The sequence below is a fragment of the Mycobacterium sp. genome, assembly GCF_035274705.1.
Lineage (GTDB): Bacteria > Actinomycetota > Actinomycetes > Mycobacteriales > Mycobacteriaceae > Mycobacterium.
In genome coordinates, this window is the sequence record NZ_DATENY010000053.1 from 17,499 (window position 1) to 33,779 (window position 16,281).

Below are 16,281 nucleotides of genomic sequence, written 5' to 3' on the forward strand. Positions count from 1 at the left end.
ACTCCGGCCTGTGGCCATCAGCGACGACGACCTCGAACACCTCGGCCGCTGCGTGGAACTCGCGCGTGAGGCGTTGGCTGCGGGCGACGAGCCTTTCGGCTCGCTCCTGGTCGACAGCGACGGCGCGACCCGCTACGAGGACCGCAACCGCGTCAAGGACGGCGATCACACCCGCCACCCCGAATTCGCGATCGCGCGTTGGGCCGTCGACAACATGACCCCGGCCGAACGCGCCGGCGCGACGGTCTACACCTCGGGTGAGCACTGCCCGATGTGCGCTGCCGCCCACGGGTGGGTGGGCCTAGGCCGCATCGTGTATGCGGTCTCTTCGGAGCAACTGACCCAGTGGCGCACCGAGTGGCATTCACCGCCGTCACCGGTGGCCGCGCTGCCCATCATCACCGTCGCCCCACGTGTCGAAGTCGACGGGCCTGCACCCGAATTCGCGGACACCATGAAGGCGCTCTACGAGTCGAAGTTCCGACCGTGACAGGGTCTTCGCGCAAGCGCTCATCCGCGACCGAACCGGCCTGGGTCGAGCACGCGATCTGGTGGCAGGTCTACCCGCTGGGCTTCGTCGGCGCGTATCCCGCGGATCCGCCACCGACCGCCGATCAACATCGGTTGCGCCGCATCGTCGAATGGTTCGACCATGCCATCGAACTCGGCGCCTCGGGCATTGCGCTCGGGCCGGTGTTCGCCTCACGCACCCACGGCTACGACACCACCGACCACTACCGCATCGACCCGCGACTCGGCGACGACGGTGACTTCGACCACCTCATCGCCGAGGCCCATCGTCGTGGACTGCGGGTGCTGCTGGACGGCGTCTTCAATCACGTCGCCACCGGCTTTCCTCACACGTCGTGGTTTCGCCGCCGCGGCAACGACTTTGACACTTTCGAAGGACATGGCGAGCTGATCGCACTTGACCATGCCAACCCCGAGGTCATCGGATATACCGCCGACGTGATGACGCATTGGCTGCGCCGCGGCGCCGACGGCTGGCGACTGGACGCCGCCTACGCCGTCCCCGACCAGTTCTGGGCACAAGTCCTCCCGCAGGTCCGACAGGAGTTCGGCGATGCGTGGTTCGTCGGGGAAGTCATCCACGGCGACTACTCGGCACGCGTTCGCGATGCGGGCTTCGACTCGGTGACGCAGTACGAGCTCTGGAAGGCGATGTGGAGCAGCCTCAACGACGGCAATTTCCACGAACTCGACTGGGCATTGGTGCGGCACAACGAGTTTCTCAACGACTTCGTGCCGATGACCTTCGTCGGCAATCACGACGTCACCCGCATCGCCAGCCAGCTGGCCAATACTCGGCACCTGGAACACGCGCTGGTCATTCTGATGACGACCGGCGGCACGCCGAGCGTGTACTCCGGCGACGAGGCCGCGTACCGCGGCGTGAAGGAGGAGCGATTCGGCGGCGACGATGCCGTTCGGCCCGAATTCACCACCCCCCTAATGGGTGTCGACGAGCAGGGCCACGACGTGTTTCGTCTGCACCAGTACCTGATCGGGCTGCGACGCCGGCACCCGTGGCTCCACACCGCGCGGACATCGCCGCTGCGGCTGACCAACACCCAGTACGTCTATGCGACGCGCAGCGGTTCGGACGCGCTGGTGATCGCGCTGAACATCGATGCGGCCCCATTGTCGTTGTCGCTTTCGGAATTCGGCTTCGGCGAAGGCCAGATCGTCGCAGGGTCGGGTGCGCCGCAGCAGTCGGTCGTCGGCGAGGCGGTGATCGAGCCGCACGGCTGGCTGATCATCGCTCCGTGTTGATCAGCTCGACGGTGGCCGGGTCGTCCTCACCGTCGTAGAACTCGTCGAGCACCGCGCGAAACTCGGCATTGTCGTCGGTGGCATGAGCGAACAACGTCATCGAGGAACGCACCTTCAGATTGTCCGGCCAGCCGAAAATATCGTCGGCGGACCGGCCCTCGATCTGGGCGACCAGCCGCGCGCATTCCCGCAGCCGCGGTCCCAGGACGTCGTGCTCCAGGTAGGCCCGCGCTTCCTCCAGCGAGGAGATGCCGAACCGCTCCGCAGTAGGGCTGCGACCAAGCCCGCGTAGCTGCGGGAACACAAACCAAATCCAATGACTGCGTTTGCGGCCGCTGCGCAGTTCACCAAGAACTTCGTCGTAAACCGGTTCCTGCGCATCGACAAAACGCCGCAGTTCGAACTGATCGGGGCCATTCACAGCTGTCCTCCCATTGGATCAGCGCTTTTCAAGCTAGTCTGCTGCGTGATCGACGCGATACAAAGGACGCGATGCAAAAGAAGGAAGCCGATGCTGCAATCGTCTGACGACAGTGCGGTGACGGACGCGTCGACGGCGGGTGAGGCCACGGCAGAGGCATCCGACGAGCAAACTCCCGACACACAACCATTCAGGCGTCTCCGGCGACGCCGGCTGCTCTCGCGGTTTTCCATTCAGTCAAAGCTCGTGCTGATGATGGTGCTCTGCACGGTCATCGGCGCGGCGGTCGTCGGCGCCATCGCTTTTCAGGCCGGCCGTAGCTCGTTGCGCACACAGGTGTTCAGCCGGCTGACCGAGGTCCGAGAATCGCAATCACGCGCTTTGGCGAGCGAATTCAAGGATCTAAAGAATTCGCTGATCATTTACTCTCATGGCGCTGTCACCGTGCCCGCCCTTCAGGCCTTCATCGCAGGCTTCGACCAGGTCGCCAACGCGACGATCGATCCCGCACAGCAACAGTCCATCAGGGACTACTACACCAATACGTTCATGAAGGACATCGAGCACTACAGCAACGTGAAGCCCGACCTGAGCGCGGTATTGCCTGCAACAAACGCGCAAAAGTACTTGCAGGCGAATTACACCGCGCAGCGGAAGTCCGATGATGTCGCAGTCACCGTCGACGATGCGCACGACGGCAGCGCATGGTCCGCAGCTAACGCCCGCTATCAAGATTTCTTTCGCCAGATCGTCGAGCGGTTCGAATTCCAGGATGTGCTCCTTCTCGATACGCGCGGAAACGTCGTCTATACCGCCTACAAAGATGTCGACCTCGGCACCAATATCCTGACCGGTCCGTACAACACATCCCTGCTACATGGCGCCTACGAAAAGGCATTGGCATCCAACTCAGACGACTATGTCGGCATCACTGACTTCGAGATCTATCAACCCGCGGAGGGACAGCCGACAGCCTGGATGGTGTCACCAATAAGCGCCAACGGCCGCACCGAAGGCGTGATGGCGGTGCAATTCCCAATCACCAAGATCAACAGGTTGATGACATTCGACAAGCAGTGGGCTGCGTCCGGAATGGGTGAAACCGGCGAGACATTCCTCGCCGGACCAGACGATCTCATGCGTTCTGATTCCCGGATGCTCCTGCAAAACCCAGACCAGTACAGGCACGATGTCGTACAAGCCGGCACACCTCCCGACGTTGCCGACACTGCGATTCGGCTTGGCATGACATGTCTGATTCAGCCCATCGCAAGTGAGGCCACACGTGCCGCCCAGCGCGGCGAGTCGGGGACCATGATCACCCACGACTACCTTGGTCAGGAAACGCTGCAGGCCTATGCGCCGGTAGTGATTCCTGACAGCGGGCTGCACTGGTCGATCGTCGCGAAGCTGGACACCGCGGAGGCCTTCGCTCGGGAGTCAAAGTTCACCAGGACGATGGTAATTTCCATCACGGGAACCATTTTCGTCGTCTGTCTGGCGGCGATGGTCGCGTCGCACGTCATCGTGCGACCTATCCGCCGGTTGGAAGCTGGGGCACAGAAGATCAGTGGCGGCGAATACGACGTTGCCATACCCGTGGAGTCACGCGACGAGGTCGGCGACCTGACACAGGCTTTCAACGAGATGAGCCGCAGCCTGGCGATCAAGGAAGATCTACTCAATGAGCAGCGGCGGGAGAACGACCGGCTGTTGTCGCTGCTGATGCCGGAGCAGGTCGTCGAGCGGTATCGGCAGGGCGAGGAGATCATCGCCCAGGATCATCAGGACGTAAGCGTGATCTTCGCCGATATCGTTGGCCTTGATCGGCTGCAAGCCGAACTCACATCGGAAGAGTCGGTGTCGATCACCAACGAACTGGCGCGCCAAATAGATGCCGCCGCCGATGAACTGGGTGTCGAGCCGGTGCGAACCGTGCACAACGGTTACCTAGCCAGCTGTGGTCTCAACGTTCCGCGGCTGGACAATGTCCGACGCACCGTTGATTTCGCGATCGAAACTCAGCGGATCATCGACCGGTTCAACGCCGAGACCGGCCATCAATTAGGACTGCGCGCCGGCATTGACACCGGCCAGGTCAGCAGCGGACTGGTGGGGCGATCCTCGATCGTCTACGACATGTGGGGCGCGGCGGTCAACCTGGCCTACCGAGTTCAAAGCGGCTCGCCACTAGACGGAATCTATGTGACGCAGCAAGTGTACGAAACAATTGGCGACACAAGAGCTTTCACACTTGCTGGCTCGATCACGATGGACGGGGTGGAGCAACCGATCTGGCGGTTGACGGAGCGCTCGGCATGAACAACATCTTGACCTCGTCGTGGTTCTATTGGGCTGTCGGAGTCGCCGTCGGACTGCCGGTAGCGCTCATTGCTCTCACCGAATGGCAGCACGCGCTGGACCGTAGGAAGAGCTTTCTAGTCAGACCCGTCAGCTTGCTGCGCAACTACCTGCTGCCGCTCGGGGCCCTTCTCCTGCTGCTCGTCAAGGCGACGCAGATCCCGACGCAGGAAACGCCGGTCAAGGTAGTCGCCACGCTATTCGGCTTCGTGGTGATGGTGCTCTTGCTTTCGGGTATCAACGCGACCATCTTCCAGTCGGCGCCCGAGGGAACCTGGCGCAAACGGATACCCGCGATATTCGTCGACGTCGCACGCTTCCTGCTGATTGCGGTTGGCCTGGCAATCATCTTCTCTTATGTCTGGGGCGCCCATGTCAGGGGGCTGTTCACCGCTTTGGGCGTGGGCTCGATCGTCATCGGTTTGACGCTGCAGCACTCCGTGGGCCAGATCATCTCTGGGCTGCTGATGCTGTTCGAACAGCCCTTCAAACTCGGCGACTGGATCGAGACGTCGGCGGCGCGCGGACGTGTCGTCGAAGTCAATTGGCGCGCAGTACACATCGACACCGGCTCCGGACTGCAAATCACCCCCAACTCGATTTTGGCGGTCGCGTCATTCACGAATCTGAGCCGCCCCCCCGGTGTACACAAAGTCAGAATCCCGACCGCATTCTCGCTGGATGATCCTCCGGACCGGGTCTGCGCCGTGCTCTCCCGAGTGGCCGGCGAGCTGCCGCAACTCAGATCTGACCGTGCACCAAAATCGGTGCCGCTTGGGGGTATTCAATATCGCACGACCATTCCGTTGCGATCGCCGGCCGACGATGGCGACGCGAAAGCGACGTTCTTGCGGTGGATTTGGTACGCCGCGCGCCGGGAAGGCCTTCACCTCGACGAAGCGGAGGACGATTTCAGCACGCCAGACGCTGTCGAAGAGGCACTGCGCAGGGTGGTAGCGCCGACGTTGCGGCTCACTCCCGCCGACCAGCAGGACCTCGCCTCCCACGCGACCGTAGTGAGGTATGGCGCTGACGAGATCGTGCAGCACCTCGGTGAGGTGCCGACGCGGATGACGTTCATCGCGTCGGGTCGTGTCCGGGTGATCGCGCCGACCGAGGATGGGTCTCTTGTGCCGGTGACCATACTGAACGATGGATCCTTTCTCGGACAGACCGCATTGACGCGACAGCCGGTGCTCGCCGAGGCGCGCGCACTCGTCGAAGTCACCGCTGTCCAAATCGGTCGCGAGCACATCGAAGAGATACTGCAGCAAAAGCCGTTGCTGCTTCAGGAGTTCGGTCGCCTCATCGAGGAGCGGCGCGGCCACGTCAAACGAGCGCTCGCAGCCGTCGACAGTTAGCAAGACGAGCGGTTCGGTGAAGCGACGATTCCCGAAGTTTGGTGAGGTTCGGGCACTCATCGGGTTCAAAAGGCCTCAACTCAACGCAACTGCACGTCGGCTCGCCGCCGCGCTGACCATTCACGATCTGCGCCGAATTGCCGAGCGCCGCACGCCGAAAGTGGCATTCGACTACACCGACGGAGCCGCCGAGGAGGAGCTGTCGCTGGCGCGTGCCCGTCAGGCGTTCCGCGACATCGAGTTTCACCCGACCATCCTGCGCAACGTCGAGAAGGTCTCTACCGGCTGGACCGTGCTCGGCGACGAGGTGGCGCTACCGTTCGGAATAGCGCCGACGGGATTCACCCGGCTGATGCATACCGAGGGCGAGGTCGCGGGCGCGCGCGCCGCATCACGAGCGGGCATCCCGTTCGCGCTGTCGATGCTGGGCACAAGCTCCATCGAAGAGGTCAAGGCTGCTAACCCATACGGCCGCAACTGGTTTCAGCTGTACATGTGGAAGGACCGTGACCGCTCGATGGCGTTGGTCGAGCGGGCCGCGGCGGCAGGATTCGACACCATGCTGGTGACCGTCGACGTTCCGGTCGCCGGGGCGCGGTTGCGCGACACTCGCAACGGCATGTCGATACCGCCGACGCTGACGCTGCGCACCGTGTTGGATGCCATTCCGCATCCGCGCTGGTGGTTCGACCTGCTGACGACCGAGCCGCTGTCGTTCGCGTCGCTGGACCGCTGGCCGGGCACGGTCGCCGAATACCTTGACACCACGTTCGATCCCACCGTCACGTTCGAGGACTTGGCGTGGATCAAGACGCAGTGGCCGAACAAGTTGGTGGTCAAGGGAATTCAGACGCTCGAGGATGCGCGGGCGGTGGTCGACCTTGGCGTCGACGGCATCGTGTTGTCGAACCACGGCGGCCGTCAGCTCGACCGCGCACCGGTGCCGTTCCATCTTCTGCCGACTGTCGCGCGAGAGCTGGGCAGCTCGACCGAGATTTTGCTGGACACCGGCATCATGGCCGGCGCGGACATCGTCGCCGCGATAGCGCTCGGCGCGCGGTTCACGTTGGTTGGCCGGGCCTACCTGTATGGCCTGATGGCCGGCGGTGAGGCGGGGGTCGACCGCGCCATCGAGATCCTGTCCAGCCAGGTCAACCGTACGATGCGGCTGCTGGGCGTCCGCTCTTTGGAGGAGCTGGAGCCGCGGCACGTGACGCAGCTGCACCGGTTGGGACGCAGTGAGTCCGCGTCCGACAGCGAGTCACATCCGTAACTCTGTTCCCACAGGTCACGGGCCATATAGGCGGCTCCTGAGTCCGCGCCGAGTCGGAATCGTTAGCCAACCGCGACGTCGCATCGCAGTGTCGAGTGGCGGGACTCGCGGGTTATGCGTGTTTCATTACGCACGAAAGCGACGGCAATAGCTTTTGTGGCACTTGATGAAAGGTGGGTTGGTTGCCGTTATGAAGTTCATGGAGAGGTACCGAGGTACCCGAAAAAGACTGCTGCGCCGGTTGGCGGTGGGCGCCGTTACGGCGGCGACACTGCCCGGGCTGATCGGCTTCGTCGGGGGTTCGGCGACTGCTGGTGCATTTTCCCGGCCGGGTCTGCCCGTCGAATATCTGGATGTGTTCTCGGCAGCGATGAACCGCAACATCCGGATTCAGTTCCAGGGCGGCGGACCCCACGCGGTCTATCTGCTCGACGGCCTGCGCGCCCAGGACGATTACAACGGCTGGGACATCAACACTCCGGCGTTCGAGTGGTACTACCAGTCGGGTCTGTCGGTCGTGATGCCCGTGGGTGGGCAGTCCAGCTTCTACACCGACTGGTATCAGCCGTCACGCGGTAACGGCCAGAACTACACGTACAAGTGGGAGACCTTCCTGACACAGGAACTCCCCGCGTGGCTGGAGGCCAACAAGGGCGTGTCGCAAAACGGCAACGCGGTGGTCGGCCTCTCGATGGCCGGGAGCACGTCGTTGACGTATTCGATCTACTACCCGCAGAAGTTCATCTACGCCGCGTCCCTGTCGGGCTTCCTGAACCCGTCCGAGGGCTGGTGGCCGATGCTGATCGGGCTGGCGATGAACGATGCCGGCGGCTACAACGCCGAGAGCATGTGGGGTCCGTCATCTGATCCGGCGTGGAAGCGCAACGACCCGATGGTGAACATGGCCCAGTTGGTGGCCAACAACACCCGGATCTGGATCTACTGCGGCACCGGCACTCCGTCGGAGCTGGACTCCGGCACGTCGGGCGGCAACCTGATGGCGGCACAGTTCCTCGAAGGGTTCACGCTGCGGACCAACATCACGTTCCGCGACAACTACATTGCGGCGGGTGGCACGAACGGTGTGTTCAACTTCCCGCCCAACGGCACGCACAGCTGGGGCTACTGGGGACAGCAGCTGCAGCAGATGAAGCCGGACATCCAACGGGTGCTGGGCGCGCAAGACACCGCGTAGCGACCACCCACACCAGGGAGCCTGCCGTATACCCCCGAACGGCAGGCTCCCTGCCGTTCGGGGGTGTTGACGTCAACACCTGACGCACGAAGGCGGCGGCCTCACAGCCGGGTGCGCTCGGCGATGTCGTCGGTGAACTCGGCGACCATCTCATCGGTCAACGTGGGGCGGGTGTCGGCGATGGCGGTCAGGTAGTCGTCGGTCTGGGCGGGTTCGCCACGGCGGTACTCGATTTCGCGCTCGAACGCCGACTGTGCGCCCTTACGCGCGGCGAACTCGATGTCCGCAGGGGTGAACATCTCGCTCGCTTCGACCAGTTTGTCGACCTCGACTGTGTCCGCGTTGGCGCCGAGATATCTGGTCCAGATCGCTGCGCGCGCCGTCTCATCGGGTGGCCCGATCGGGATGATGTAGTCGAACCGGCCGTGGCGCAGAAACGCCGAATCCAGCGTGCGCACCGAGTTCGTCGCACATATGAGCAGGCGTTCGTCGTGCTGACGGAACGCCGGGATCAGCTTCAACAATTCGTTGGTCACGCCATGCGAGGGATCCGACGCGATACCCGATCGCGAACCCGCGATCTCCTCCACCTCGTCGATGAAGACCACCGCCGACTCCAGTTCCATCAGGCCGACGAACGCCTCCCGCAGCGCGGTGGACATCGCGACGCCCGGGGCGGCAAGCCGTGACGGGAACAGCTCCACGAACGGCCAACCAAGGCGCCCCGCGACCGCCTTGGCGAAGCTGGTCTTGCCGGTACCCGGCGGCCCGAACAGGATCACCGCCTTGGGCGGCGAAACCCCATACTGCTCGGCCAGATTCGGCTCTCCAAGAGGAAGTACGATCCGCCGTTCAATGACGCGCTTTTCGGCCTCCATGCCCGCCATCGCCTGCCACAGCCCACGCGGCATCACCTGACCGCCGAGCGCGGCCAGCAATCCGGCATCCGATGCACCCACGTGATCGAGCTTCTCGAAGTAGGTCAGATCGCCGCGCGAGGCAAATCCGGAGTTGCGCAGCGCCGCGGTCCCGGTGGCCTCTGCCGGCAGCAGGGCGCTGATGCGCCGCACCCCGAGGGTTCGCAGACGCGTCTCCAGTTCGCCGAGCAGCGCACTGCCGATGCCCCGGTTCCGCCATCCTTTGCTCAGCGCGACCATGGAGATCCAGGCGCGCTCCCCCTGCAGTTGGGCCACTGCCATCCCGACCAACTGGTCTCCCACGAGGGCCACAACCGCGGGCTGACCAGACCTGGCCGCCGCCACCACCTCGGAGACCGGAAACACCGGCTGCGATTCGTCGGGATGACGGGTCTGGTCCCAGACCGAGATCGCCTGGTCGAGGTCGTCGTCGTGAAAATCGCGCAGTCGCCATGGGGCCATGCACGTCAGGTGTACATCCCGCGACTGTGTCGGTCATCGCCCAAACAGGTGGTTCGCACGGGGAACAAATGACTACACCCCAGGGTTGAGTCGAGTTGACTGAACTTTGGAGGATTCATGGCTGAAGCCAAATCAGTGCCCGTCCTGTTCTTGAGCGAATCGATCGTGCTGCCCGGAATGGTGGTGCCGATCGAGCTGGACGACGCGGCACGTGCTGCTGTCGACGCCGCGCGCGCCAGCGAGTCCGGCGAGCTATTGATCGCGCCGCGTCTGGAAGACCGGTACCCGTCGTACGGCGTGCTGGCCTCGATCGTGCAGGTCGGCCGTGTCGCCGGCGGAAACGGCACGGCCGCGGTCGTGCGCGGCAAGGGCCGCGCGCAGATCGGTGCCGGCGCCAACGGTCCCGGGACCGCGCTCTGGGTCGAGGTGACCGAGGTCTCCGAGCCCGCGGCCACAGACGAGACGCGTGCGCTTGCCGCTGAATACAAGAAGCTGCTGCTGGCATACCTGCAGCGGCGGGAGGCCTGGCAGATCGTCGACTTCGTCAATCAGTTGACCGATCCGTCGGCGGTGGCCGACACGGCCGGATACGCGTCCTACCTGACGCAGGTGCAGAAGCGGCAGCTGCTGGAGACGCCCGATGTGGCCGAGCGGCTGCGCTCGCTGATCGAATGGACCGGCGACCACCTCGCCGAGGTGGAGGTCAACGACAAGATCGCCGATGACGTCCGCGAAGGCATGGAGAAGACGCAGAAGGAGTTCCTGCTGCGCCAGCAGCTCGCCGCGATCCGCAAGGAACTCGGCGAGGGTGAGCCTGACGGGTCTGATGACTACCGGGCCCGCATCGAAGCGGCCGACCTTCCCGAGAAGGTCCGCGAGGCCGCGCTGCGCGAGGTCGGCAAGCTCGAGCGATCCAGCGAACAGAGCCCCGAAGGCGGCTGGATCCGCACCTGGCTGGACACCGTGCTGGATCTGCCGTGGAGCAGCCGCACCGAAGACTCGACCGACCTGAAAGTCGCGCGGGAGATTCTCGACGCCGACCACCACGGGCTGGACGACGTCAAGGACCGCATCGTCGAGTACCTGGCCGTGCGTGCGCGTCGCACTCAGCGCGGGATGGCCGTCGTCGGCGGACGCGGCTCTGGTGCTGTGATGGTGCTGGCCGGTCCGCCAGGCGTCGGAAAAACGTCGCTTGGCGAAAGCGTGGCACGGGCGTTGGGCCGCAAGTTCGTTCGCGTCGCACTCGGCGGCGTGCGCGACGAGGCCGAGATCCGTGGTCACCGGCGTACCTACGTCGGTGCGCTGCCGGGCCGCATCGTGCGGGCCATCGGCGAGGCCGGCTCGATGAACCCGGTTGTGTTGCTGGACGAGATCGACAAGGTCGGCTCGGACTATCGCGGCGACCCGTCGGCTGCCCTGCTGGAGGTCCTTGACCCTGCGCAGAACCACACGTTCCGCGACCACTACCTGGATCTGGACCTGGACCTGTCCGACGTCGTGTTCCTGGCGACGGCGAACGTGATCGAGAACATCCCTTCGGCGCTGCTCGACCGCATGGAGCTGGTGCAGATCGACGGCTACACCGAGGACGACAAGGTCGCGATTGCGCGTGACTTCCTGCTGCCGCGCCAGCGGGAGCGGGCGGCGCTGACGGCCGATGAGGTCGCGGTGACCGAGGCTGCGTTGCGCAAGATCGCGGCCGACTACACCCGCGAACCGGGCGTGCGGCAGTTGGAGCGACTGCTGGCCAAGGCACTGCGCAAGGCGACCACGAAAATAGCGGAAGCCGATGCTCGATCTGATGTCGCCGCCGGAGCGGCTCCGAAAGCGTTGGTGATCGACGAGTCGGATCTCGTTGACTACCTCGGCCGTCCGCGATTCATGCCGGAGTCGGCCGAGCGCACGGCGGTGCCTGGTGTTGCCACCGGTTTGGCGGTGACGGGCCTCGGCGGCGACGTGCTGTACATCGAGGCGGGGTCAACCGACGGCGAACCTGGTCTGCAGTTGACCGGCCAGCTGGGCGACGTGATGAAGGAGTCGGCGCAAATCGCGCTGTCCTACGTGCGTTCGCACGCCGAGGAATTGGGCGTCGACCCGAAGGCGCTGGACCGCCGGATCCACGTGCACGTGCCTGCAGGTGCGGTGCCCAAGGACGGTCCGTCTGCCGGTGTGACGATGGTGACCGCGCTGGTGTCGATGGCCACCGGACGCCAGGTGCGCTCCGACGTCGGCATGACCGGCGAGGTGACGCTGAACGGTCGCGTGCTGCCGATCGGCGGGGTCAAGCAGAAGCTGCTCGCCGCGCAAAGAGCCGGGCTCACAACGGTGTTCATCCCGCAGCGCAACGAGCCCGACCTGGACGACGTCCCGGCCGAAGTGCTCGAGTCGCTGGAGGTGAAGCCGATGACCGACGTCGCCCAGATCGTCGCGCAGGCGCTGGAGCCTGCCGCCGAGGCCGCCATCGTCGCTGCCTGACCCATGCCCGAACACGGAAAGCCGTTGCGCAAGCTCGGGTTCCTCACCATCGGCCGATTCGATGAGGCCGATCCGGGCCCCGGGCACGAGCAGACGCTGTCGATGATCGAGCGCGCCGAAGCGCTCGGCTTCGACAGCGTCTGGCTGCGGTGCAGGCACCTGCAGCCAGGCATCTCGTCCCCCGTCGCGATCATGGCCGCCGCCAGCCAGCGCACCAGCCGCATCGAATTGGGCACAGCCGTGATTCCGCTCGGCCTGGAAAATCCGCTGCGGCTGGCCGAGGATCTCGCGACGGTCGACATCCTCTCGGGCGGCCGGGTCAACCCCGGTGTGTCCGTTGGCACGCCGATGCTGTACGAGCACTACAAGACCAAGCTCTACCCGGAAACCCATGGGCTGGAAAACTTTTCGAAGGATCGGGTGCTGCGGCTCTTGGAGTGCCTTCGCGGCGAGCCCGTCAGCGATTTCGAAGGCAAGGTCGGCATCGAGGACTTCACCCGGCGCGCGCAGCCCCATTCGGTGGGCCTGGCTGACCGGGTGTGGTACGGCGGCGGCCAGTCATCCGCGATCTGGGCGGGTCAGCAGGGCATCAACTACATGACCAGCTCGGTGGTCAGCATCGAAGGGACCGACTCGCGCGATTTTGCGACCATTCAGGGCGAGAACATCGACGCCTTCCGCGCCAACCATCCCAGCCCGGAGCGGGCCAGAGTGTCGCAAGGCCTTGTCGTCATTCCCACCGACTCGGCCTCCCGCGCGCAGATCGAGAAGTATCGCGCGTATGCGGCGGCACGATTCGAGCGAACCAAGACACCGCAGGGTCCACGCAGCATGCTGTTCTCCCCCGACTACGTCGGCACCTCCGATGAACTCGCCGACGCGTTGTATGCCCATGCCGGCTTCCAGCGCGCGGACGAGGTCGCATTTGCGCTGCCGTTCACCTTCGACGAGGAGGACTACCTCCAGATCGTCACGGACATCGCAGAAAAGCTGGGGCCGAAGTTGGGATGGACGCCGAATGTCGGGGGCGAGCGCTAACGTCCTCGCATGGCCTACGACGAAGACCTGGCCGACCGCATCCGCGAACTCGTCGCGCCCGAACGCGGCGTTGAGGAGAAGCGGATGTTCGGCGGGCTGGCATTTCTGATCAACGGCAACATGTCGGTGGCCGCGAGCGGCCGTGGCGGCTTGATGGTGCGGGTGCCGCCGGATCAGACCGACAAGCTGCTCGGCCGTGAGCACGTCGAACCCATGGTGATGGCGGGCCGTGAAACTCGCGGCTGGATTCGGGTATCCATCGAAGGTGTCAAGACGAAACGCCAGTTGCAGGCATGGGTGAGCCGAGGTGTCGAATACGCCAGGAGCCTGCCCGCCAAGTGAGATCCGGATCGGGACGTCGGGGTGGTCCTATGACCACTGGGCGGGCGTGCTGTACCGGCCGGGTCTGCCCGTCGCCAAGAGATTGGCCCGCTACGTCGAGGAGTTCGACACCGTCGAACTCAACGCCAGTTTCTACCGCTGGCCCAAGGACGCCACATTCGCCGGATGGCGCGAACGGCTGCCGGACGGCTTCACCATGTCGGTGAAGGCTCACCGCGGGCTGACGCATTACCGACGGCTACGGTCGCCGGAGCCGTGGGTGGAGCGGTTTGAGCGGTGCTGGACGGCGCTCGGTGAGCGTCGGGAAGCACTTCTGGTGCAGCTACATCCGGCGATCGAGCGCGACGACGCGCTGCTCGACCACTTCTTGAGCGCCATGCCGGACTGGATTCCAGTGGCGATGGAACTGCGCCATCTGTCGTGGGATGACCCCGCCGTCTACGAGATCCTGGAACGGCATGGCGCCGCGTATGTGGTGATGAGCGGGGCGGGCCTGCGGTGTGTGCCACGGGCGACCAGCGACCTCGTCTACCTCCGCATGCATGGACCACCGCAGGAGTCCATCTACGCCGGGTCATACCCCGACGACGAGTTGGGCACGTGGGCGGACCGGGTGTCGGAATGGCACGGCGAAGGTCGACGTGTCCTCGTCTACTTCAACAACGACCTTGGTGGCCACGCCATCCGCAATTCACGCAAGCTCAAGGAGCTGTTGTCGGCCCGAATTGGCTGAACCGGCGGTTCAGCGTCTGCTTGGTTACGCCGAGCACGCGGCTGATCTCCACCGAAGCACCACCCATTCTGGAAGCGTCAGCATGTGCTGACGATTTTCGGAAAGCGTGCATCTGCCCTGTGACACTCCCGCGACGAGTAGGCTCAGACAACATGACAACGTCGTCCACATTCGCCATCGTCGGCGGCGGTCTCGCCGGCGCCAAGGCCGCAGAAGCATTGCGCGACAAGGATTTCGACGGTCACATCGTACTGTTTGCCGCCGAGGAACATCTCCCCTACGAGCGCCCACCGCTTTCGAAGGAGTACCTTGCCGGCAAGAAGGAACTCGGCGAGTTCACCACCGCCTCCTCCGCCTGGTACCGCGACCACCACATCGAGCTACAGCTCGGCACCGAGGTGTCAGCGATCGACCCAGCCGCCCACACCGTCGCGCTACCCGACGGCAGCACTGTGCAATACGACAAGCTGCTCATCGCCACCGGCTCGCAGCCGCGAAGGCCGCCGATCCCCGGCGCCGACGCTGACCGCGTCCACTATCTCCGCACCATCGACGATGCCGAGGCGCTCAATTCCGTTCTGGTGGAAGGGGCTTCACTGGCGATCATCGGCGCCGGCTGGATCGGTCTGGAGGTCGCGGCCGGCGCTCGCGACCGCGGCGTCGATGTGACGGTGGTCGAGACGGCCGAGCTGCCGCTGATGGCCGCACTCGGCCGGGAAGTCGGCGAGGTGTTCGCCAAACTGCACCGCGATCACGGTGTAGACCTCCGACTGAGCGCGACCGTGCGGGAGATCACCACCGCTGACGGCAAAGCCACTGGCCTCGCGCTGCGCGACGGCTCCACCGTCGAAGCTGACGCGGTCCTGGTCGCCGTCGGCGCGGCACCCAACACCACGCTCGCCGAACAGGCCGGGCTGGCCATGGGCGACGGCGGCGTGCTCGTCGATTCGTCGTTGCGCACCAGCGACGCCGACATCTTCGCGGTCGGCGACATCGCCGCCGCAGAGCATCCGCTGTTCGGTACGCGCATCCGCACTGAACACTGGGCCAACGCGCTCAAACAGCCCGCGGTCGCGGCGGCGGGCATGCTCGGCAAGCCAGCCGAATACACCGAACTCCCCTACTTCTTCACCGATCAATACGACCTCGGCATGGAGTACGTCGGTCATGCACCCCACTACGAGAACGTGGTGTTCCGAGGCGACGTCGACGGACGCGAGTTCACGGCCTTCTGGCTCGACGGCGAAGACCGGGTGCTCGCCGGCATGAACGTCAACATCTGGGAAGGGCTCGACGACATCAAGGACTTGATCCGATCGCGCGCCACGTTGGGACCGGCTTGATTCGGACCGCAGCGGTCGCGGCCGTCGCCGTCCTGGCTACGGGTTGCACGGACGAGCCGATCGTCAACACGGGAGAACCGCCCGCCGCAACGCCGACGAGCGCCTCCACGCCGGGGCCACCGGTCAGCAACGCCCACCTCGTCGACGCGTTCGACTATGTCGGTCACATGAGCGAGACCACCGGCTACTACTTCACCACACCCAGCGGCAAGTGGCGGTGCGCGATTCTGACGCGTACCAAGGCCGGCTGCCAGGCGGCGAGCAACTGGCAATCGGGGCTAGGCGTGCGGGGCGAACCGGACTCCGCGAACGCACTCGTCGTCGAAAGCCAGGGTGAGCCGCAGTTCGCCACGCTGCAGCAGCCGGAGTTCTCGCTGGTGCCGGGTCCTGCAAATGTCTTGCCGTTCAACCGGATCCTGGCCGCGGCCGGATTTCGCTGCAATGTGCAGGAGTCCGGGGTGTCCTGTCTGAGCGAGACGAGCGGTAGCGGCTTCACCTTCTCAGCACAGGGATACACACCGCAGTACACCGACGTGCCGGCCAACGCTCCGTAGGGCCTGCTGGCC

Annotated in this window: 14 protein-coding genes; 12 read left to right on the top strand and 2 right to left on the bottom strand. The window is 64.7% G+C overall.

All coding sequences use genetic code 11. From position 1 onward, the window contains the following. The first annotated feature begins 10 nt into the window (after positions 1–10). Both VJV41_RS12710 and VJV41_RS12715 read left to right on the top strand, forming a co-directional pair. Complete coding sequence (locus tag VJV41_RS12710; protein WP_325334181.1) at positions 11–490, top strand: nucleoside deaminase; 480 nt, start codon at positions 11–13, stop codon at positions 488–490. Beyond that, the gene (locus tag VJV41_RS12715; RefSeq protein WP_325334183.1) at positions 487–1,794 is read left to right on the top strand and encodes an alpha-amylase family protein; all 1,308 of its coding nucleotides are present in this window, start codon (positions 487–489) and stop codon (positions 1,792–1,794) included. The genes VJV41_RS12710 and VJV41_RS12715 overlap by 4 nt, the downstream gene beginning before the upstream one ends. On the opposite strand, the gene VJV41_RS12720 is transcribed toward VJV41_RS12715, so the two are convergent. Further along, positions 1,778–2,215 (bottom strand): DUF1810 domain-containing protein, encoded by a 438-nt coding sequence (locus VJV41_RS12720; protein ID WP_325334185.1) that lies wholly within the window; start codon positions 2,213–2,215, stop codon positions 1,778–1,780. The two genes, VJV41_RS12715 and VJV41_RS12720, sit on opposite strands and share 17 nt — an antisense overlap. 90 nt (positions 2,216–2,305) lie before the next feature. Here VJV41_RS12720 and VJV41_RS12725 point away from each other — a divergent pair, with 90 nt between their 5' ends. The 4 genes from VJV41_RS12725 (at position 2,306) to VJV41_RS12740 (ending at position 8,405) form a co-directional block, all read left to right on the top strand. Further along, a complete protein-coding gene (locus tag VJV41_RS12725; RefSeq protein ID WP_325334187.1) occupies positions 2,306–4,537 on the top strand; it encodes an adenylate/guanylate cyclase domain-containing protein in 2,232 nt (743 codons plus the stop codon). Continuing rightward, entirely contained in the window at positions 4,534–5,937 is a 1,404-nt protein-coding gene (locus tag VJV41_RS12730; RefSeq protein ID WP_325334189.1) for a mechanosensitive ion channel family protein, read from the top strand. Before VJV41_RS12725 ends, VJV41_RS12730 begins: the two co-directional genes overlap by 4 nt. A 16-nt stretch (positions 5,938–5,953) precedes the next feature. Beyond that, on the top strand, positions 5,954–7,210 hold the full coding sequence (locus tag VJV41_RS12735) for an alpha-hydroxy acid oxidase (RefSeq protein ID WP_325334191.1): 1,257 nt from the start codon (positions 5,954–5,956) through the stop codon (positions 7,208–7,210). 190 nt (positions 7,211–7,400) lie between these two features. Then, complete coding sequence (locus VJV41_RS12740; protein WP_325334193.1) at positions 7,401–8,405, top strand: alpha/beta hydrolase family protein; 1,005 nt, start codon at positions 7,401–7,403, stop codon at positions 8,403–8,405. Between the two features lie 101 nt (positions 8,406–8,506). Here the strand turns inward: VJV41_RS12740 and VJV41_RS12745 are convergent, their stop codons facing one another. Further along, positions 8,507–9,784, bottom strand: coding sequence for an ATP-binding protein (locus VJV41_RS12745; protein ID WP_325334195.1), 1,278 nt, complete (start codon positions 9,782–9,784; stop codon positions 8,507–8,509). Positions 9,785–9,901: 117 nt separating this feature from the next. Here VJV41_RS12745 and lon point away from each other — a divergent pair, with 117 nt between their 5' ends. From lon to VJV41_RS12775, 6 genes are all read left to right on the top strand, one after another. Further along, positions 9,902–12,259, top strand: a complete 2,358-nt coding sequence (lon, locus tag VJV41_RS12750; RefSeq protein ID WP_325334197.1) for an endopeptidase La — start codon at positions 9,902–9,904, stop codon at positions 12,257–12,259. A gap of 3 nt (positions 12,260–12,262) precedes the next feature. Continuing rightward, complete coding sequence (locus tag VJV41_RS12755) at positions 12,263–13,297, top strand: LLM class flavin-dependent oxidoreductase (RefSeq protein WP_325334199.1); 1,035 nt, start codon at positions 12,263–12,265, stop codon at positions 13,295–13,297. A 9-nt stretch (positions 13,298–13,306) separates the two neighbouring features. Further along, positions 13,307–13,639 carry a TfoX/Sxy family protein gene (locus tag VJV41_RS12760; RefSeq protein ID WP_325334201.1) on the top strand — a complete coding sequence of 111 codons (333 nt, stop codon included), beginning with the start codon at positions 13,307–13,309 and terminating at the stop codon, positions 13,637–13,639. After that, positions 13,605–14,372: a DUF72 domain-containing protein gene (locus VJV41_RS12765; RefSeq protein WP_325334203.1), complete on the top strand. Its 768-nt coding sequence runs from the start codon at positions 13,605–13,607 to the stop codon at positions 14,370–14,372. Before VJV41_RS12760 ends, VJV41_RS12765 begins: the two co-directional genes overlap by 35 nt. 152 nt (positions 14,373–14,524) lie before the next feature. Continuing rightward, positions 14,525–15,715: an NAD(P)/FAD-dependent oxidoreductase gene (locus VJV41_RS12770; RefSeq protein WP_325334205.1), complete on the top strand. Its 1,191-nt coding sequence runs from the start codon at positions 14,525–14,527 to the stop codon at positions 15,713–15,715. Further along, on the top strand, positions 15,712–16,269 hold the full coding sequence (locus VJV41_RS12775; RefSeq protein WP_325334207.1) for a hypothetical protein: 558 nt from the start codon (positions 15,712–15,714) through the stop codon (positions 16,267–16,269). Before VJV41_RS12770 ends, VJV41_RS12775 begins: the two co-directional genes overlap by 4 nt. Positions 16,270–16,281: the final 12 nt, after the last annotated feature.